The sequence below is a fragment of the Bacteroides sp. AN502(2024) genome, assembly GCF_041227145.1.
Taxonomy (GTDB): Bacteria; Bacteroidota; Bacteroidia; order Bacteroidales; family Bacteroidaceae; genus Bacteroides.
Genome location: NZ_JBGFSP010000003.1, coordinates 1,976,784 through 1,997,274, shown reverse-complemented (window position 1 = coordinate 1,997,274; position 20,491 = coordinate 1,976,784). Strand labels below are relative to the sequence as shown.

At 41.5% G+C, this 20,491-nt stretch carries 11 protein-coding genes and 1 pseudogene; 6 read left to right on the top strand and 6 right to left on the bottom strand.

Translation table 11 applies throughout. The features are described from left to right. Positions 1-96 precede the first annotated feature (96 nt). Positions 97-2,667 (bottom strand): family 78 glycoside hydrolase catalytic domain, encoded by a 2,571-nt coding sequence (locus AB9N12_RS07725; RefSeq protein ID WP_369891123.1) that lies wholly within the window; start codon positions 2,665-2,667, stop codon positions 97-99. 413 nt (positions 2,668-3,080) lie between these two features. Here AB9N12_RS07725 and leuS point away from each other — a divergent pair, with 413 nt between their 5' ends. The 5 genes and pseudogenes from leuS to AB9N12_RS07700 all read left to right on the top strand — a co-directional run. Beyond that, positions 3,081-5,915 (top strand): leucine--tRNA ligase, encoded by a 2,835-nt coding sequence (leuS, locus tag AB9N12_RS07720; RefSeq protein ID WP_369891121.1) that lies wholly within the window; start codon positions 3,081-3,083, stop codon positions 5,913-5,915. 16 nt (positions 5,916-5,931) lie between these two features. Beyond that, positions 5,932-6,849: a YitT family protein gene (locus tag AB9N12_RS07715; protein WP_369891119.1), complete on the top strand. Its 918-nt coding sequence runs from the start codon at positions 5,932-5,934 to the stop codon at positions 6,847-6,849. A gap of 49 nt (positions 6,850-6,898) precedes the next feature. Further along, positions 6,899-7,480 carry a non-canonical purine NTP diphosphatase gene (locus tag AB9N12_RS07710; RefSeq protein WP_369892837.1) on the top strand — a complete coding sequence of 194 codons (582 nt, stop codon included), beginning with the start codon at positions 6,899-6,901 and terminating at the stop codon, positions 7,478-7,480. Positions 7,481-7,677: 197 nt separating this feature from the next. Further along, positions 7,678-9,036: a transposase gene (locus AB9N12_RS07705; RefSeq protein ID WP_369891117.1), complete on the top strand. Its 1,359-nt coding sequence runs from the start codon at positions 7,678-7,680 to the stop codon at positions 9,034-9,036. Between the two features lie 207 nt (positions 9,037-9,243). Then, positions 9,244-9,336 (top strand): annotated as a pseudogene (locus AB9N12_RS07700) (flagellar motor protein MotB); the annotation flags it as partial. 19 nt (positions 9,337-9,355) lie between these two features. On the opposite strand, the gene AB9N12_RS07695 reads toward AB9N12_RS07700, so the two are convergent. Continuing rightward, positions 9,356-10,594: a glycoside hydrolase family 88 protein gene (locus AB9N12_RS07695; protein ID WP_369891115.1), complete on the bottom strand. Its 1,239-nt coding sequence runs from the start codon at positions 10,592-10,594 to the stop codon at positions 9,356-9,358. A 267-nt stretch (positions 10,595-10,861) separates the two neighbouring features. Between AB9N12_RS07695 and AB9N12_RS07690 the strand changes: the two genes are divergently transcribed. Further along, positions 10,862-13,123 (top strand): glycoside hydrolase family 95-like protein, encoded by a 2,262-nt coding sequence (locus AB9N12_RS07690; RefSeq protein ID WP_369891112.1) that lies wholly within the window; start codon positions 10,862-10,864, stop codon positions 13,121-13,123. A 1-nt stretch (position 13,124) separates the two neighbouring features. Here the strand turns inward: AB9N12_RS07690 and AB9N12_RS07685 are convergent, their stop codons facing one another. The 4 genes from AB9N12_RS07685 to AB9N12_RS07670 all read right to left on the bottom strand — a co-directional run bounded on the left by AB9N12_RS07685 (position 13,125) and on the right by AB9N12_RS07670 (position 20,490). After that, positions 13,125-17,159 carry an ATP-binding protein gene (locus tag AB9N12_RS07685; RefSeq protein WP_369891110.1) on the bottom strand — a complete coding sequence of 1,345 codons (4,035 nt, stop codon included), beginning with the start codon at positions 17,157-17,159 and terminating at the stop codon, positions 13,125-13,127. An 86-nt stretch (positions 17,160-17,245) separates the two neighbouring features. Then, positions 17,246-18,628, bottom strand: coding sequence for an alpha-L-fucosidase (locus AB9N12_RS07680; RefSeq protein WP_369891108.1), 1,383 nt, complete (start codon positions 18,626-18,628; stop codon positions 17,246-17,248). A 23-nt stretch (positions 18,629-18,651) separates the two neighbouring features. Beyond that, positions 18,652-19,737, bottom strand: coding sequence for an alginate lyase family protein (locus AB9N12_RS07675; RefSeq protein WP_369891107.1), 1,086 nt, complete (start codon positions 19,735-19,737; stop codon positions 18,652-18,654). A gap of 18 nt (positions 19,738-19,755) precedes the next feature. Further along, positions 19,756-20,490 (bottom strand): hypothetical protein, encoded by a 735-nt coding sequence (locus AB9N12_RS07670; protein WP_369891105.1) that lies wholly within the window; start codon positions 20,488-20,490, stop codon positions 19,756-19,758. Position 20,491 lies beyond the last annotated feature (1 nt).

Below are 20,491 nucleotides of genomic sequence, written 5' to 3'. Positions count from 1 at the left end.
TGCTTTAGGGAATAAAAAGCATAGCTTTAGACCGGCTAAAGCGATGCTTTAGCCAGGTAAAAAACAAGGGTATCGGAGAAGAGCCTACATGAAAAACTATTTGCTCACCTTGTAAGTTCCACTTCCATAAACCTTTGACTCCCTTTCCCCGGGAAGGGTTACGGTAGCGGTAACACCTTTAGGAATGGTGAATTCCCAAATCCAAGTGTCACCCTTGTATTTCCAGGCACTCTTGATGATTCCGGCAGCAGAACGGTATTCGGCAGTTACATGTCCCAATCGCTTGTCTGGAATAGGTTTCATAATGACATGCTTGAAGCCGGGGGTAGCGGGATCGGCTGCGATGCCGGCAACAGTTTCCCAAATCCATTCACATACGCATCCATAGGCATAATGATTGAAGCTGTTCATACCGCGTGGTCCCATTCCCTTATCTATCATATAGCTGTTCCACCGTTCCCAAATGGTGGTAGCTCCATTGTCGACAGAGTACAGCCAACTTGGGTTCTTACGTTGGAAGAGGAGTTCATAGGCAATATCCTCCATGCCATTCTCCGTGAGGGTAGGCATGAGGATAGATGTGCCCAGAAATCCGGTCTGCAAACAAAGATCGTGTTGTGCGAAGTTTTTGCGCAGGCGCTCTATCATCTTCGTTTTGGCTTCGCCTTCCACAAGCCGGTTTTTCAAGGCGAACAGAGCAGGAGTTTGCATGGTGTTGAGAATGGCAGTTTTGAAGGTACCGTCTTCGTTGAGGAAGTTCTCTTTGATGTATGCTTTTGCCAAGTCGCCCATTTGCTGGTACTTGGCAGCATTGCGACCGGTGGCGGTAGCCATGTCACGCATCATGAAAGCATCTATCACCCAGTAGGAAGCGCTCAGATAGTTCCAGTAGCTAATGGCATCAGGAAGCGGACCTTGGGGAGAGAAAGCCAATCCGCTACAGCTTTCCAGCGGTTCGTAGCTCAACCAGTCGGCCCATTGGTAGTTGCCGTTCTCACCGCGAAGAGTCTCGTGATTATACTTGGTGTCGTTGATGTGATTCATAAACAGGTCCATGGCGTCCCAGTTCTCCTCAATGATTTGCGTATCTCCGAATTGTTTCCACACCGTCCAAGGTACGATGATTCCGGCATCTGCCCAGCCCAGACGCATTTTCTCATCGCCGTATTGTGCCAAAGGAGCTACTCCGGGGAATCCGCCCAAACTATTCTGAGTGTCGCGCATGTCACGCATCCACTTGTGAAAGAACTTCATGGTGTTAGCAAAGAACGTACCGGTTTCTGCAAACACTTGTGTATCTGCTGTCCAGCCCAAGCGCTCGTCACGCTGCGGACAGTCGGTGGGTACAGACAGGTAGTTGGATAGCTGTCCCCAATAAGTGTTAGAGATGAGTTTGTTCACAAGGTCATTGCCTGTGGTGATAGTACCGGTTTCCAGTTCCTTTGCGATGGAAGTGACGGGAATGGATTTCAACGACTTGATGGCTACATTCCCGGTGGCAGTTATGGAAACGTAGCGGTAGCCGAAGAAGGTACAGTGAGGATAGTAAGGCACATAGTCGCCTCCGGCAGCAAAGGTATAGTCCAAATGGATGCCGGTGTGGGGGATACGTAGGTTTTCACGGTGGCAGCTCCCTTCCGGACCATCCATGCCACGAATCTTGGCACCGTTGCCGTCATTGAGCAACTCTGCGGGAAGGCAGGTCAGCACTGTTCCCTCCGCAGCTTTGAACACGAAAGAGGGTACGGCGGCACAGTTTTGCCCGAAATCCACCACTAACGTCTCTCCCGGACTTACGGTCATCTCCGTGCTCGGTGCGAACTCACGGACAATAACCACTTTACCGAACTCATTCTCTTTCGCTCCCTCTACATTCTTCCAAACGTATGCCCTGACAGGAGCAAGGGCGAGATCGGTGCGCAGATAGACTTCAGCTCCGTCCGAAGGCAAAATGTCACCGGAAAATTCGGTATTCTCTTCGGGTGTGGAGAGTTTGTCCACACATTCATAACCCATCGGTTCGCGTGCATCATACGCTTCTCCGTCAAAGATACCGGCATGTTTCACCGGACCGGCAATTCCTGCTTTCCAGTTTTTAAGGTCGGTACCGTAGCACTTCTTCGTTCCGTCAGAAAAAGTCAGTTCCAACACACCACGGAAGGCACACTTTTTGCCTATCATGCCGTCATATCCTCCGGGGGTTATGATTTTGTCAGCCCACCATCCCGGTGTCACCTGTACGGAGAGCATGTTTTCGGCGTTTGGCTTGGTGCGGATGACATCTGTGATATCATAGGTAAAAGAACGTTTGGTCTTGGCATAGTGTGTGAAGCCCGGTTTCAGGAATTCCCCGCCTACGGGTTTCCCATTCACATACAACTCGTAAACTCCTAGTCCTGCGGTCATCCACTTGGCAGAGATGACTTTCTTTTCATTTTTCACGGTGGACACAAACCAACTGGCACCATCGGCTGCACGACCGTTGTTATGTCCTTTCACTACAGGAGCGTCTACTGCTGAAATCCATTTGGATTCGTTCCAAGTCGACGCTTCCAATGCGTTAGTACGTTTTCCTACTTCGGTTGCGTTTATCAGTCCGCTATTCGAGAAAAGGGCGAGAATCATTACCGGAATAAGATTCGCAAAACAATGGAAATTCATTTTCATACTTATATGTATTTTTTAGTATCAAAAAATTAACTTAGAAGCACTGTTTTAAATTTACGGAACTTGCACAACAAAATTACAGAATTATTATGATATAACAGACGATTTCTGCATTTTTTTGAAACTTTCAATACCTGAAATAAAATTATTTCAATAAAAATGGGCAAGAACCTTCACAGTTTCTTACCCATTCGTTATCCTCTTTATGCAATTTTACACATTCACCTATTGAACTTATGTTATAATATTTATATATTTCATTATTACTTATTTATTATTATTGACCTCAAATATACGAAATAAAAACAAGAAAGTCAATAGGGAAAACGTGATTATCTGAAAATAAACACGTAAATTTGTGCCTCGAATTAGAAATAACAATATAAATCACTATAAATAAAAACTTTATCACTATGGAGTACAACTTCAGAGAAATTGAAAAGAAGTGGCAGAAAAGGTGGGTGGAAGAGAAAACCTACCAAGTTAGGGAAGATGATTCGAAACAAAAATTTTATGTCCTAAACATGTTCCCTTATCCGTCAGGAGCCGGTCTACACGTAGGACACCCGCTGGGATACATTGCTTCGGACATTTACGCCCGTTACAAACGACTGCAAGGCTTCAATGTACTCAACCCGATGGGATATGACGCTTACGGCCTGCCCGCCGAGCAATATGCCATCCAAACCGGACAGCATCCTGCTATCACTACCGTCAACAATATCAACCGCTATCGCGAACAGTTGGATAAAATAGGTTTCTCTTTCGACTGGAACCGGGAAATCCGTACTTGCGACCCTGAATATTACCACTGGACACAATGGGCCTTCCAAAAAATGTTCAACAGCTATTATTGCAACGATGAACAGAAAGCCCGTCCTATCGAAGAGCTGGAAAAAGCCTTCACCATCTGCGGAAACAAAGGACTCAATGCCGCTTGTAACGAAGAGATCAGCTTTACCGCCGAAGAATGGAATGCCAAAAGCGAAAAAGAAAAGCAAGAGATCCTGATGAACTATCGTATCGCTTATCTGGGTGAAACAATGGTAAACTGGTGCGCCGAATTAGGAACTGTACTGGCAAACGACGAGGTAGTGGACGGAGTCAGCGAACGCGGTGGTTTTCCTGTTGTTCAAAAGAAAATGCGCCAATGGTGTCTGCGTGTATCCGCTTACGCACAGCGTCTGCTCGACGGACTGGACACAATCGACTGGACGGATTCTCTGAAAGAAACCCAAAGAAACTGGATCGGACGTTCGGAAGGTGCTGAAGTGCAATTCAAAGTAAAAGACAGTGATCTCGAATTCACTATTTTCACCACTCGTGCAGATACTATGTTTGGCGTTACCTTTATGGTATTGGCTCCGGAAAGCGAATTGGTAGCACAATTAACAACGCCTGAACAGAAAGCAGAAGTAGATGCTTACCTCGATCGTACCAAAAAACGTACGGAACGCGAACGTATCGCTGACCGTAGTGTTACCGGTGTATTCAGTGGTTCGTATGCCATCAATCCATTCACGGGTGAAGCAGTGCCTATCTGGATCAGCGATTACGTACTGGCCGGATACGGAACAGGTGCCATCATGGCCGTACCTGCCCACGATAGCCGCGACTATGCATTCGCCAAACATTTCGGACTGGAAATCCGCCCGTTGGTAGAAGGTTGTGATGTAAGCAAAGAAAGTTTCGATGCCAAAGAAGGTATTGTTTGTAACTCTCCGCGCCCGGATGTCACTCCTTACTGTGATCTTTCGTTGAACGGATTGACTATCAAAGAAGCGATAGAAACAACCAAGAAATATGTAAAAGAACACAATCTGGGCCGTGTGAAAGTGAACTACCGTCTGCGCGACGCCATCTTCTCACGCCAGCGTTACTGGGGCGAACCGTTCCCTGTCTACTACAAAGACGGAATGCCTTACATGATTGATGAAAGTTGTCTGCCGCTGGAACTTCCGGAGGTGGCCAAATTCCTGCCTACCGAAACAGGTGAACCTCCATTGGGACACGCCACCAAATGGGCTTGGGACACAGTGAACAAATGTGTCGTAGAAAATGAAAAGATTGACCATGTAACCATCTTCCCGCTGGAGTTGAACACAATGCCGGGATTCGCCGGTTCATCGGCTTACTATCTCCGCTATATGGACCCACACAATCATGAGGCATTGGTTGATCCGAAAATTGACCAGTACTGGAAAAACGTAGACCTTTATGTGGGTGGTACCGAACATGCAACAGGACACTTGATCTACTCTCGTTTCTGGAATAAATTCCTGTACGACATGGGTATATCTACAATGGAAGAACCATTCCAAAAATTAGTAAATCAAGGAATGATTCAAGGTCGCAGCAATTTTGTATATCGTATTAAAGATACCAATACTTTCGTTTCTCTGAACCTGAAAGATCAATACGAGGTTACTCCGCTTCATGTAGATGTAAATATCGTATCGAATGATATACTGGATCTGGAAGCATTCAAAGCATGGCGTCCTGAATACAAAACTGCCGAGTTTATCCTCGAAGACGGAAAATACGTTTGCGGATGGGCAGTTGAAAAGATGAGCAAATCCATGTTCAACGTAGTCAATCCGGACATGATTGTGGAAAAATACGGTGCGGATACACTTCGTATGTATGAAATGTTCCTCGGACCGGTAGAACAGTCCAAACCATGGGATACAAACGGTATCGACGGTGTGCACCGTTTTATCCGTAAATTCTGGTCGTTGTTCTACAGCCGTACAGACGAATATATGGTAAAAGACGGGCCTGCAACGAAAGAAGAATTGAAAAGCCTTCACAAGTTGATAAAAAAGGTGACAGGTGATATTGAACAGTTCTCTTACAATACTTCTGTCAGTGCATTTATGATCTGTGTGAACGAACTCTTCAACCTTAAATGCAGCAAAAAGGAGATTCTGGAACAACTTATTATTATCCTTGCTCCTTTCGCACCACACGTCTGTGAAGAGTTGTGGAACGTATTGGGACACAAAACTTCCGTATGCGATGCAAAATGGCCTGCATACAACGAAGAATACCTGAAAGAGGACACCGTCAACTACACAATCTCTTTCAACGGAAAAGCACGTTTCAATATGGAATTTGCAGCAGATGCGACTTCGGATGCTATCCAAACAGCTGTATTGGCCGACGAACGTTCGCAGAAATGGATTGACGGCAAGACTCCGAAGAAGATCATTGTCGTTCCGAAGAAGATTGTAAACGTTGTAGTATAACATAATTATAGATCTTATGTATAAACTAACAAAAGCAGAAGTAATGAGAGAAGTGAAAGATTATATCTACATCACTCTCGGATTAATAAGTTATTCTTTGGGATGGGCCGCATTCCTGTTACCTTATCAGATAACTACCGGAGGAACCACCGGTATCGGAGCTATTATCTATTATGCAACAGGATTTCCAATCCAATGGTCATACTTCATCATTAATGCAGTTCTAATGACCTTTGCAATCCGGATATTAGGTCCAAGATTTAGTATAAAAACCACTTATGCTATTCTTATACTGACTTTTCTACTTTGGTTGTTCCAATTGGTAGTGAATAATTATGTAAAAGCACCGGATATGACACCGGACGGTAAACCGTTATTACTCGGTACAGGACAGGACTTCATGGCCTGTATTATCGGTGCAGCCATGTGCGGTGTAGGTTTGGGTATTACTTTCAACTACAATGGAAGTACGGGTGGAACAGATATTATCGCTGCCATCGTCAATAAATACAAAGATGTATCACTCGGACGAATGATTATGATTTGTGATGTATTCATTATCAGTTCCTGTTACTTTATATTTCATGATTGGCGCCGGGTTATTTTCGGTTTTGTCACTCTGTTCATCATCGGCGTTGTACTCGACTGGATTATCAACAGTGCCCGTCAATCGGTTCAATTCTTTATCTTCTCAAAGAAATATGATGAAATAGCCGATAGCATCATAAAAGATGCCGACCGAGGAGTAACGGTACTCGACGGTACAGGATGGTACAGCAAAAAAAATGTGAAAGTGCTGGTAGTACTTGCCAAGAAACGCCAATCACTCGACATCTTCCGTTTGGTAAAACGTATTGACCCGAATGCTTTTATCTCTCAAAGTTCCGTTATCGGTGTATATGGTGAAGGATTCGATAAGCTGAAAGTGAAATAATAACCGGTTGATAAATATTGAATACCCCTGTTAAAACAAAAAATAAATGATGAAACGCAAACTTGTATTTGCTACCAATAATGCCCATAAACTGAAAGAAGTAGCCGCTATCTTGGGAGATAAAGTAGAATTGCTAAGTCTCAACGATATCGGTTGCCAAACGGATATTCCCGAAACAGCTGAAACACTGGAAGGAAATGCGCTATTAAAAGCTTCCTATATCTTTAAAAACTATCATCTGGATTGTTTTGCCGATGATACGGGATTGGAAGTGGAAGCTTTAGATGGAGCTCCCGGAGTCTATTCTGCCCGTTATGCAGGAGGTGAAGGACACAACGCCCAAGCCAATATGCTCAAACTTCTTCACGAACTGGAAGGAGAGGAAAACCGTAAAGCACAATTCCGCACTGCTATTTCACTGATACTGGATGGAAAGGAATATCTTTTCGAAGGAGTGATAAAAGGTGAAATAATCAAAGAGAAACGTGGCGATTCGGGGTTTGGCTACGATCCTATTTTCAAACCGGAAGGTTATAACAAGACTTTCGCTGAACTAGGAAATGAGATAAAAAATAAAATTAGCCATCGTGCGGTGGCTGTGCAGAAGCTCTGCGAATTCCTGCAACGTTAATATTATCCATACTCAATAAAAACATAAAACACAATGAAGAAAACTACTTTATTTAGGGACATTCATTAAATATTATAAAATGAGCCAACTAATTCATACACAAATTATTGCGAATTAGTTGGCTTTTTAGTATCTTTAGGTATTCCCCCGAAAACAAGGTTTGACGGCCCAAACGGGGGAAATTCCCCAACTAAGATATGGCTAAGATACAAAAAATTTCAGAAATCCACCCAACTTTGGGCTTTACAGAATTTGATATTCTGGAAAAATACCGCAAGAGTTTTCATGAGAGTGAGCTTGGCAGGCTTCATTCGGTCTTTCCATTTGATCGTATGGCAAAAGCCGCAGGCCTGTCTGAACAACGTTTGGGCCGCAGGAACATATTCAGTCCTTCCGCAAAGATCGCCCTTATGGTCCTGAAGGCATACACCGGATTCTCCGACAGGAAACTGGTGGAACATCTGAACGGGAACATACACTACCAGATGTTCTGTGGAATCATGATCCCCCCGTCCCTTCCCATAACCAACTTCAAGATAGTCAGTGCCATCCGTAATGAGATAGCATCCCGCCTTGACATTGATTCCTTCCAGGAGATCCTGGCTTCACACTGGAAACCTTATCTTGATAACCTTCACGTCTGCATGACCGATGCCACATGCTATGAGAGCCACATGCGTTTTCCTACGGACATGAAACTCCTTTGGGAAAGCATCGAATGGCTCTACAGGCATATATGCCGGCATTGCAGGGATCTGGGCATAAGGCGTCCGCGCAACAAATACAGGAATGTGGCGGAATCCTATCTGTCCTACTGCAAGAAAAGAAAGAGGAGAGCTTCAAGGACAGGAATGCTTAAGCGCCGTATGATCAAGCTTCTTGAAAAGCTCCTCAGTCAAAGGGATGGGCTCCATAGCGAGTACGGTGCTTTACTCCGATATACGCAGGATTACCATAAGCGTCTTTCCATCATCAGAAAGGTGCTTGTACAGGAAAAGGAAATGTTTGAAGGGCGAAAAGTCAGTGACCGCATCATCAGCATCGACCGTCATTATGTACGTCCCATCGTCAGAGGCAAGGAAACCAAGTCCGTCGAGTTCGGTGCAAAGGTCAATAATATACAGATAGACGGCATATCGTTCATCGAACACCTCTCGTTCAAGGCTTTCAATGAGGGGATACGCTTGAAGGACTGTATCCGTATGCAGCAGAAGCTGATGAATGTAAGGGTAAGATGTGTGGCTGCCGATTCCATATATGCCAATAATGCCAACAGAAAGTTCTGTACTAAATATGGGATATCCACATCCTTTGTGCGCAAGGGAAGGGCGGGCAAAGATGAGCCTTTGAGGAAGGTGCTTAGAAGCGAACTCTCAAAAGAAAGGGCCACACGGCTTGAAGGAAGCTTCGGCACTCAAAAGCAACATTACTCGCTCGCAAGGATAAAGGCAAGGAACAAGAAGACGGAAATACTGTGGATTTTCTTCGGAATACATACAGCAAATGCCATACTGATGATTGACAAGATCAGGAACAGAACGGGGAAAGCTGCATGATATGAGTTTACTGAAAGAATCAGAAGAGGTCAGAAGACTTCTTCCGGAACTTCATGTCTTGTCAGATAAGAGTATATGAGAATATACAGAAAAATGACAATAATAATGGCATATGAAGTGATTATACTCTATCATCTTCATATGCCATGGTATTTGGGGGGAACATTTACTGAATATTCCTATTTACTCTCCTTACGTTATTATTGTGTGATTCGTGCTACCTCTGTCGTGCGTATCCTGATTAAGAATTATCATGTGAATCCCTTGGAGATACAGCCTAGCGGACGTGGTGAACATATAAATAAAACAACTTTCATTTTCAGAGTCGTTCTTCTTTCAAAAGTGTTTTTTCAATATCCGTTTTACGTTTCAAGGCTTCCAGGTAATAATAATCCGCATAATTTAGCGGAACATCCACTTCACTGTTATGAGGAATACTGCCTACACTATGCATCAGGATAAACCGCCCGTTCTCACCCAATCTAGCCGTATAGACCTCCGATGCAAGCGATTCCATTATTTTATCGGCATACACCTTGCAAGCAGCGGCAGACGGTATATCATAAGTACTCATTTCATACAAAGCGGAGGCGATGACAGCAGCCGAGGAAGCATCCCGCGGTGCGGCAGGAACGTCAGGAGCATCCATATCCCAGTACGGAATACAATCTGCCGGCATATTCTTAAGATTTTTCATGAATTCGAAAGTCTTGACTGCCTGGTCAAGATAAGTACGATTGAGTGTCTCTCTATAGCATACGGTATATCCATAGATAGCCCATGCTTGTCCTCTGGACCAGACAGACTCGTCAGCATAGCCTTGTGCTGTCTGACGATGCCGTACGGTGCCATCTTCAATACTATAATCAACAACGTGATAACAGCTTCCGTCAGGACGGAATTGTTCCTTCAAAGTACGATCAGCATGCATCACCGCTACTTTATAGAAAGTAGAATCACCCGAAAGTCTGGTTGCCTCAAAGAGTAATTCGAGATTCATCATATTATCTATAATAACAGGACACTCCCAACCACGTTTCGACTGCCAGCTATTTCCTTTCACATCCCAACTTTGAATCACTTGCGGTTTTTCACGAAAACGGGTACAAAGAGATTTTGCAGCCTGAATCATTACCTCCTTATAACCTGGCTTGTTTGTCAGACGCAATCCGTTGCCGAAACTGCAATGAATGATAAAGCCTATATCATGATGCCAGGTAAGATTTTGCGCTTCGCTAATAGCTTCCGTATATTTTTGAGCAAGCGGGAGCAAAGTTGTGTCACCTGTCAATTCATACAGATACCACACGCTACCGGGGAAAAAGCCACTCCGCCAGTCAGCGTATCCGCAGTAATAGACACCGCCCTTATCGTTCAGTGTCACCGGATTCATAAATTTACCACTGCTTTCGATAGTATCAATTTCCAATCCGATTTGAGCGCATGCGTTTTCAATAGCTTTTTCAACCCATGTTTGTTTCTCGACTGCTCTTTGGCTGCAAGATGCAGCAACAAAAAGAGCGGTACATCCTGCAAGAATAAAGCTTTTCAATTTCATGTTATATACTTCTTATGGTAAATAAATAATTTCTTTTCTGAATAAACAAGTATATATTTGTATAAAACTATGAGAATACAAATATACTGTTATTAAACTAATATATTAATATACGGCAAAATAGCACCATTTATTTTTATCTTATCTGACTAAATTGTCCTCAATAATTGCATCTATTTTCCAAATCTCCCAAATCGACCGAGAATATATTGATTAATACAGATATAATCTTCATCTTTGCTTGCAACATAATAATCATACAACATCATGAACAACATTAAAATACGCATTTTTATTTTATACCTTTGTCTGTCAGTAACAGGATATATACCTGCATCCGCCCGAACAGAAAAAGTAAAAACTGACATAGACTGGCCTGTTTTTATGCAGAAACAAGATCTGATTTGGGAAACACTACCCGAATACTGGTATGAATCGGCTTATATGGGTAATGGCATGCTGGGACTTATGATTTATAAGGAACCGGAACAGAACTATATCCGGTTTGAAACCGGCAACTGTTCTGTACATGACCATAGAGCGGGAACAGACTTATATGCCATCCCCCGGCTACTAACCGGACATTTTGCCTTACACCCCGAAGGTAAAATAGTAGACGGAACAATGCATCTTGACATCTGGAATGCAGAAACAAATGCAGAAATAACAACGACTCGAGGAACCATACGATTGCACGCTTATGTACACGCCAATGATATGGTAATGCTGGTTCAGACTACCGCTACCGACGGTGAGAAAAACTTTCGTTGGGAATGGATACCCGCATCTGCCCAAAGCCCGCGTTATCTATACGCAAAGGGAGAAGGAAAGTGGATAAAAGTACCCGAAGACTATTCTCTGAATCCCACCCCGGAAGTAAAGCCGGGAATATCCGTCCAAAAGTTACAGGCAGGAGGTGAAACGGCCGTTGCATGGAAAGAAACGAAAAACAAAAAGAATGAACGTACCTATTGGATTACCGTAACCCACTCCTATCCCGAAGCTACCGCAGAAAAGGATGCCGTTCGGATTTTGAATAATGCACTGGCAACAGGAATCGGAAAATTAAAGAAACAGCACCGCTCCTGGTGGAATCACTACTATCCAAGCAGTTTTCTTACTCTGCCGGATGGGATGAAAGAAAACTTCTACTGGATACAGTTGTACAAACTAGCCAGTGCCACACGCGGCGATCGTGCACTGATAGACAACACCGGCCCGTGGCTTACCGTCACTCCATGGCCCAATGCATGGTGGAATTTGAATGTACAACTCACCTATTGGGCACTCAATACCTCCAATCATCTCGATTTGGCGGCATCCTTAGAAAATGCCATTTACAATAACATAGAAAACCTTCAAAAGAACGTACCGGAAGCCTACCGCTCAGACGCATTGGCAATAGGACGTTCGTCAAACCTGCTATGCGAATCCGGCGAAGTCGGTATCCCCGGTGTGGACAAAGTTCCGGAAGTAGGACTTTTACCTTGGGTATGCCACAGTCTATGGCTGATTTACCGCCATAAAATGGATGATGAGCTATTACTGAACAAACTTTTTCCCGTACTTAAACAATCAATCAATTACTACCTGCACTTTACCTACAAAGAAAAAGACGGTAAGATACATCTCCCCCGAACATACTCTCCTGAATATGGCAGTGCGGAAGATTGCAACTTCGACTTGGCATTGCTGCGTTGGGGTTGTCGGACATTACTTGACATTACCGACCGGTTAAAAATAGACGACCCTCTTATTCCCCGTTGGAAAACAATTTTGGAAGAACTCACCCCATTCCCTGCAGACCCGACAAACGGACTTATGATAGGACGGGATGTTCCTTATGCTTTCTCTCATCACCACTATTCGCATTTGCTGGCTGCCTATCCTTTATATCTCATTAATAAAGAGAATCCCGCAGAATATAAGCTCATAGAAAAATCTCTCCTTTACTGGCAAAGCAAATCCGGAGCACATCAGGGATATTCATGCACCGGAGCCTCTTCCATATCATCTGCTTTGGGTCATGGCAATGAAGCACTCACATACCTTAACAAGTTGTTTACCAAATTCTTATCAGTCAACACACTTTATCGTGAATCGGGTCCGGTCATTGAAACACCACTGTCCGCCGCCCAATCCATTCACGATATGTTACTTCAAAGTTGGGGTGGAAAATTACGTATCTTTCCCGCTGTTCCCGACTGTTGGAAAGAGATCGCCTATAAAGATTTTCGGGCTGAAGGGGCTTTCCTTATTACTGCCAGCCGAAAAAACGGCAAAACTGAATTTATCGCTATCAAAAGCCTTGCAGGTGAACCCTGTACTGTAGTAACTGACATATCTTCACCTGTATTTAAAGGAAAACGTAACATGAAAGTCACAATTTTATCCGAAAACATGTATAAGATAGATTTACGGAAAGATGAAGAAGTCATTATTTATTCCAAAGGTACCCAATCGGACTTCACAATTCGTCCTGTAAAAAATAACAGAACGAATTGTTTTGGAAAAAAGATACAGTCCTAACTCAGTCTGCCTGTCTCTTTTCTTTCCGGTAATTTTGAGGAGTGCAACCGAACTGTTTTTTAAAACAACGACTGAAATATACGGGTGCGTTAAATCCGCTACGGTCACTAACCTCTGCAATAGGAAGATCAGGATATTGCTTCAATAAAGTAGCTGCATGCTTCAAGCGGTAATTTAACAGGAAATTATTAGGTGTCATGCCGGTTAAAGCTTTGAATTTAGTATAAAGTAATGACCGGCCGACACCTACTTCTTTACAAAGAGCCGGAATATCAAACTCTGTATCATCAATATGTTGTTCAATCACTTGTGAGGCGCGTTTCAGCAGGTCTTTATCCAAAGGATTAATACTAGTCAAATCAATCTCGGACATCGGCTTCGTATCAAATTGATGCTGCATCAGCAGGCGGCTTCGTATCAGGTTATTGGCACGTGCCAATAATAATTGCGCATGAAAGGGTTTCGTAATATAATCATCGGCACCACGACTGAGCCCCTCAATATTTTGCTCAATAGAATTAAGCGCAGTCAACAGTATCACCGGTATATGACATAAATCTATATTATTCTTTATTTGCAGACACATTTCTGTTCCGGTCATTTCGGGCATCATAACGTCACTGATAACTAAATCAGGTGAACTCTCATAAATTTGACTTAACCCCTCTTTACCGTCATGGGCACAAATTACCTTATAGAAGGGGTCGAAAAGCTCCTTCAAAATTTGAAGTAATTCATCATTGTCTTCTACAAGAAGCACTGTATAAGTTTTATTTTCCGTATCTTCAGTCTCAACGACTTCTATGGATGGCTTCTCATCACCGACAAATACAGGCATTGAGTCGGGTATAATATCACTTTCAGAATCTTGAACATAAAATTGTACATTCTTATCGTTCAGGAATACCTCCTTCCGACGAGGCAGTCGTACTGTAAATGTACTCCCCTCGCCAACAACACTTTTCACAGTTATCTCTCCATGATGCTTTTCCACAATTGTTCTGGTCAATGCCAATCCGATACCGGTTCCGCTAAACAGACTTCCTTTCTTCTCCTGATTGTTAGCCTGAAAGAATCGTGCAAATATTTTATCTTTATCTTGTTCTGAAATACCAATACCAGTATCCGTAATATTTATTTTTATATCACTATTCGTTATCTCCCCCGACAGAATTATATTTCCTTTGTCGGAAGTATATTTGAAAGCATTGGACAGAAGATTAAAGAATACTTTTTCCATCAATTGCGGCTCAAACCAACATAAGACAGGCAGTTCCGGTACTTTAAATTCATAAATTATATGTCTTTGCTGTGCATAGTCGACAAAAGAAAGATAAATTTCTTTCAGAAATAGAACTATATCCTGTTGTTGTATCTGTATCGTTCCATAGTTCTGTTCTAGTTTTCTAAATTCAAGCAACTCGGAAATCAACTTATTCATTTGTTGCGCATTCTTCCTTATCTTCGTTATCTGATTGTATATGGAAGGATTCAGTGAATATTTTTGTAATAGTATATCAATATGACTGATAATTAAAGTAAGAGGAGTCCGGAATTCATGACTCACATTCGTAAAGAAAACTAGCTTTTCCTGGTTAAGCTGCTTTATCTGTTGTTTCTCAAAGCGCTCCTTTTCCAGTGAAAGAGCTAATGTACGTTTCGCTATCTTACTATACACATAGTAGAATACACATGATATAAAAACTATCACATAGATTGTCCATGCCCACCATGTATTATACCATGGAGAAGCAATGACAAGCTGCATCGTTATTTCTTTCAACCTTTGCCCACTCTTTTCATTGATAGAAGCTACGTGCAAGGTATATTTTCCCGGATCCAGGTTGGTGTAATACAATTCCATCTGTTTAGTCTTAATCCAATTATTGTCCAGCCCCTCAAGCTTATATTGAAACCACTTCTCCGAAAGTTGCTGCCCATAATCAGACAAAGCAAAATGAATAATAAGGTTATCCTGATCATAATTAAGTTTGAGCTCACGCGTGTATGGAAGTGACCGAGATAATATACCTGTATCATCTCCCGGAACAATCATCCTATTATCAACCCAAAGTTCTGAGAAATAAAAAGTAGAATTTTCATTAGCAATACCGGTTCTGTTAAACTCATTTTCAGAGAATACAGTTACCCCTTTTGTATCTCCGACATAAATATTCCCTTCTCCGGATACCAAAATTCCACACCCATTGATAATATGGGTTGAAGGGAAATTACTCATCAAATCAATGGTAGTAAAAGTATTCTCGGAAGGAACAAAGCAGGTAACTCCCTTATCACCGGTAATCAAGATCTTTCCATCCCGAGTCTGACAAAGATTATAGCAGAAATCACCCGGTAATTGACTGTTTCGGGAAGTGTAGTGAATCATGTTATGTGTCTGCCTATCATAAAAAAAGAGTCCCATTCCCAATGTACCGATATAAACACCTCCGGCAGTAGCAAGCACACGGGTAGGAGTCGCTTTACTACCTCCCTCCGGCTGTAAAATGTAGGTTATAGATTCGGGATGTTCTACATGGGTACACAAAACATTTTTCCACCCCACCATATACAAATTACCTTCCGCATCAATATCAAAATGCTCATAAAACGTAAAAGGAGTGTTGATTTTATGAAATTTCTGTGTCTGAGTATCTAACCGGAAAAAGCCATTATGAGCAGATACATATACCTGATCTCTCCACATCTTTACATGAAAAATAATTTCATCAGGCATATCGGAAGAGTGAGTTTCTTCTTTCCAATAATTGTAGAAATATCCTGTATTCAGATCATAACGTGACAATCCACCCAAATAGGTCCCTATATACAAACAGTTTTTCTTCTCATCATAACAAATACTTTTAACATTATTATGAGGAATAGAGTTTCTTCCACCGGCCGTAAACTGCTGAAGCGTATTCCATTTCTTATCTACGCAAGTGATGCCGCCACCATCTGTACTGAGCCATAAATGTTCATTCTTATCAATAACAATTTCTCCGATATAAGAATAATATGAATTTACGTTTCTTCCATAATCATAATGTACAAAGGTTTCATGTTGAGGATTAAAATAATTAACTCCTCCATAGTAGCTACCCACCCAGATCGTTCCAGCAACATCTTTATACAATGCAAAGATAGAAGGATGATTCAGTCCACCCGCATATTGAGGAATTTGAATAAGAAAATACTGATTGCTACTAACACTATACCGATGAAGTCCGTCAAAAGTACCAAACCATATATTCCCTTCGTTATCTTCTACAAAATCACGTATCTGTTCGCTGCTGATACCTTCCCGAGTTCCCGGCAAATAAGGGATTTTCGTCAGCTGCTGTTTGTCGTTCATCCGATATAACCCATGCATACGGGTACCAATCCATCGTTCTTTTTGAGAACTTTCGAATATACGATAAATTTCCACCCCTTCCAATAGTTGTTTCTGTCGATAAGAACGGCGGTCGATCAGATAAACTCCGTTATATGTTCCGATACCAATCTCATCATCCATCATAGTGAGGCAGCAAATACGTGAAGTAATATTCGTTTTCAATACAAAAACAGGTTCTTTATCTGCTTCCAGGCAAAATAAAGAATCGTGTTTCATATACCACACCTGTCCATCGGAAGAAGCGAGCGCAGTGATAATACCTTCATTCGTAAGTCGGGTGAATTTCTCTGTCTGTATGTCATATCTAATTAAATTCTTATCAATCAAAAAATAGATATTATCCAAACTATCACCAACGATAAACGAAACTTCATTTCCCAACCATACAGGCGATTCTTCACCTACAGATTTTATCCATCCTTTGAATACTTTTACACGGTTTCCATCATATTGACTTATCCCTTCCTTCGTCCCGAACCACATTCTACCTAACCTATCCTGATAAATAGCCATTACAGAAGGTTGAGCAAGCCCTTCCGACAAACCTATATGTTTAAAATATTCAGCATATAATGGCGAAATAGAGAAAAAAGAAATAAACAACAGTAATAAATGCCGTAACTTCATATTATTTTTCATTTGGTGCTTTTCTGTTAATTCCAGATTAATCATCTGCAATATTCGCAAAAATACCAAACATAAACAACATTTTATAGATGAATGTATCAGAAATATTCTACTTTTAATACATAAACAGGAAAAGAGTCTTTAGCTGAACGACGTATATTACTGATTTTCAACCCATCATCATCCAATTTCCAATTTACTTTCTTATGATTTTCCAATAATGTAACTTTTTTGATTTTGTCAACTCCCGAAGAAAATGAATGTAATGTGTAAGAAGTAGTGGTAACATGACGTATAATAATATATACATTTTTATCTTTCATGGTGAAACGAACATCAGGTACAATATCCTTAGGAGTTCCATCATATACTGCATCATGAAAAGGCTTCTGCTCCGACTCTTCAGCTCTATTTACCGTAAAATTTTCTCCAAAGACACGCCAAGGAGTTGTCCCATAGATAGCCTCACCGTTATTTTCCATCCATTTATGAAAAGTATTCAATATGACATCCGTTTGCTCCGGAAAACATCCGAGTTGGTCCGGTCCCACATTCAGCAATAAATTTCCTCCTTTGCTGACAATGTCTACAAAGTTTCTGATTAATACATCCGGCTTCTTATAGACAGTATCATAACGATTGTATCCCCAGTTCTTACCCATCGTCAGACAAGCTTCCCAGGGTTTGTTATTTATACCGTTGGAAAGCTTCTGTTCAATAATGGAATAATCCCCTAACCCGTTTCCAATACGACCATTGATTAAACACCCCGGCTGTAACGAATGAATCAAGTCACGCAACTCCTTACTCTGTTGTTTGGTAACCAACTCGGGCGTATCGAACCAGACAACCGCTATTTCACCGTAATTAGTAAGCAATTCCTTTAACTGTGGTTTCACTTTACGTTCAATATAAGCCGGTAACTGTTTACTATCTTCATCCGGATAATCCCAAGTATTGCTGCGACCTGCTTTTACAGGCCAGTTAGTAGGTACATCCGGGTCTTCCCAATCACGCCCCAATGAATAATAAAGTCCCAGTTTGATTCCCTCCTTTTTGCAAGCTTCCGCCAATTCCTTCAAAGGATCTTTGCCAAAAGGAGTACATCTCACTATATTATAATCACTACAAGCTGAATTATACATGGCAAATCCGTCATGATGTTTAGTCGTATATACCAGATATTTCATCCCTGCGTGCTTGGCAGCCTGTACCCATTTCTTCGCATCAAACTTTAGCGGATTAAAATCTTTGGCTATTGCTGCATATTCTTTTAATGGAATACGCTCATAAAGCATAAAATGTTCACCACCTTCGGTTGGATGACCTTTCCATTCACCCGCTGTCTGAGAATATAATCCCCAATGTATAAATAAACCAAATTTCGCATCTTTGAACCAGTTCAGATTATCTCCGGTAGCAGCCGTAGAATAATTAATTATAACTGTCAAAAGAACAATTACTATAGAGATTCTTTTCATATAAAACTTTTTTTATGCAACCATCAATACCAACGTAAAGAGCTTAATCCCAATTTCAAAGAAATATCCGGATTACGTTTATAATGATCTAATACCTCTTTAAGTTCCTTATCTATTTCATACAATTCATCAATTACATATAAGGTTCCCGACGGATTGTAAGTCTTGTTGTAATCCGAACGTTTTTTATCCGGTTCATATTCTGTTCCTACAAATTCAATGTGAGTATATTTTTTAGGATCCAACAGAAATGGTTTCCAGAAAACTACACTATTCCGGATAGAAGCTCCCCAATGTATATCTTTCCTATAAAAGACTTCAGCAGCAGCATAACCTTCATGCATTGCTTTCAGATGACAAATGCGCGCGAAAAACAGCAAATCATAGGCATGATAAGCAAAAGCGTCACGACCGAGCAAATCTGTCGTTGTCCCATTAGGGAACAGATTACCTTTCACCCAATTGTCATACGAAGAACGGAATTTATCAACTATTGCTTCGTCTTCCAATACCGTGCCAAACAGATAGAACTGATACAACAGACAAGTCCCCCAGTTATTGACCCTCAAATCATTGTCTTTAACAAACACCTCTGCCCTCTTACGTATCCAGGTATCAATCAGTTCCCGGTCGGACTGGCCGATAACCTTACGAATCAACGAATAGCCTTCCACGGCAATATTATATGATTCTTCATGAATATTTCTTTTCGACAAAGCAACATTGATTTCAGACCATGCTTTCAGATATTCGACCGCTTTATTCAGATAGACCTTATCTTGTGTAAAAGCATACGCAAGACATAGCTGATGAATGGATTTCATTTCCTTACTGATGTCTACCTTATCCGGATTTTCGTCAATAGATTTAACAGGAGTGGTTTTCCGACCGCTCTCTACAATATTCTTTGCCGGAGTTTCTATCTGTTTGATATACCAATTCTTCGGGAAAGTAGTATTATCGCCCTTCTCCAATGCCACTTTTACTTTATCATAGCTTTCACGCGTGAGCACAGCGTTCGGAAACATTTTATCCACGTCCGAAGTTTGTGCATTTACACAAGATATTCCCCATAGTAATATATATAGTAAGAACCATTTATTTTTCATCTTTTTACTCTCCTTCCGCTATTCTAAAATTTCAATATCATCTATATAACATTTATATTTGTTCTCTTCAGTCAAAGTGACTCCCGAACCATACGTAGGTAGAATAACCATACCCGCTATGCCATTCTTCATCTGTATAGCGGCAACACCGTATTCACTTTTACTGAAAGTAAACGTATATGTTTTCCATACTCCTTCTTCTTTGAAATCGACCAATGAATTGGTTAACAAAATCCCTTCTTCCTGTTTGTAATCATTTACAGAATTAAATCTTCCTATCAGTTTCACACCTAATTGTTGGGAAGTAGCTTTAGAGGTACCTTTCCAAGTTTCTTTTTCTATTACATTGGCGGGTTGGTAGATTTTTAAGCGAATACCTCTTACGTCATTGATGTCTGCCGCTTTAGAAAAACGAAATTTCAATCCATAGTTCCGAGCTTCCATTGAAGTATATTCCAATACTTTAGATGATGGATTTTCTTCGTTCTTTACCGGATTGTCTGTTACCACATGAGAGTAAATCCAACGCGGATAATAATTGTTCATTTTACTACCACCCGAGTTGCCATACCGGAAGAAATAGGGAGTGGTACTATATGTCTCGAAGTCAGCAAATAAGATTCCCTTATCGGAAAGGGGTTCTTCTTTTCCATCCTCTCCCCTTTTAGAATCATCAGTAGGTCCATCACTCGAGCAGGTTATACAAAGCCCGTATAATACAATGAAAAATACAATATGCCTACATCTCATCATT

Coding starts and splice junctions, on each gene's coding strand:
- AB9N12_RS07685 (WP_369891110.1), bottom strand. CDS start 17,159: ATGAAAAATAATATGAAGTTACGGCATTTATTACTGTTGTTTATTTCT.
- leuS (WP_369891121.1), top strand. CDS start 3,081: ATGGAGTACAACTTCAGAGAAATTGAAAAGAAGTGGCAGAAAAGGTGG.
- AB9N12_RS07675 (WP_369891107.1), bottom strand. CDS start 19,737: ATGAAAAATAAATGGTTCTTACTATATATATTACTATGGGGAATATCT.
- AB9N12_RS07690 (WP_369891112.1), top strand. CDS start 10,862: ATGAACAACATTAAAATACGCATTTTTATTTTATACCTTTGTCTGTCA.
- AB9N12_RS07710 (WP_369892837.1), top strand. CDS start 6,899: ATGAAACGCAAACTTGTATTTGCTACCAATAATGCCCATAAACTGAAA.
- AB9N12_RS07680 (WP_369891108.1), bottom strand. CDS start 18,628: ATGAAAAGAATCTCTATAGTAATTGTTCTTTTGACAGTTATAATTAAT.
- AB9N12_RS07695 (WP_369891115.1), bottom strand. CDS start 10,594: ATGAAATTGAAAAGCTTTATTCTTGCAGGATGTACCGCTCTTTTTGTT.
- AB9N12_RS07705 (WP_369891117.1), top strand. CDS start 7,678: ATGGCTAAGATACAAAAAATTTCAGAAATCCACCCAACTTTGGGCTTT.
- AB9N12_RS07725 (WP_369891123.1), bottom strand. CDS start 2,667: ATGAAAATGAATTTCCATTGTTTTGCGAATCTTATTCCGGTAATGATT.
- AB9N12_RS07715 (WP_369891119.1), top strand. CDS start 5,932: ATGTATAAACTAACAAAAGCAGAAGTAATGAGAGAAGTGAAAGATTAT.
- AB9N12_RS07670 (WP_369891105.1), bottom strand. CDS start 20,490: ATGATGAGATGTAGGCATATTGTATTTTTCATTGTATTATACGGGCTT.